The 328-nt window shown below is 35.7% G+C and carries 1 pseudogene; it reads left to right on the forward strand.

Going from position 1 to position 328, the window contains the following annotated elements:
• Window positions 1-273, forward strand: a pseudogene (locus BIV60_RS27775) (TetR/AcrR family transcriptional regulator); the annotation flags it as partial.
• Window positions 274-328: the final 55 nt, after the last annotated feature.

Here is a 328-nt window from a genome sequence, read left to right on the forward strand (position 1 = left end):
ATTGTTTCAAATGAGAGAACGGAAGATGGGAAACTTAGGTTTGCAGCAGAACATGATGGAACAATTTTTCATCCGATAGAAAATATTCTTCGGTTAGGTATGAAAGAAGGAGTTTTTCGCATGTTTTCTGATTTATCAGCAAGGATAATGGCGTTAACAATTAGGCATGCCATTGACGGGTTTAGTCTTGAATTAATGAGAAATCCTCAGTTAAATGTTAAGCATTATATTCAAGAACTAATCACAATCTTCGATAGGTCAACTCGAAAGTAATGCATTTATATAGGAGGGAGACAATGCTTTACTACGAGGCACTTTGTTATAGCTG

Origin of the sequence: Bacillus sp. MUM 116 (assembly GCF_001866655.1) — a bacterium.
Lineage (GTDB): Bacteria > Bacillota > Bacilli > Bacillales > Cytobacillaceae > Neobacillus.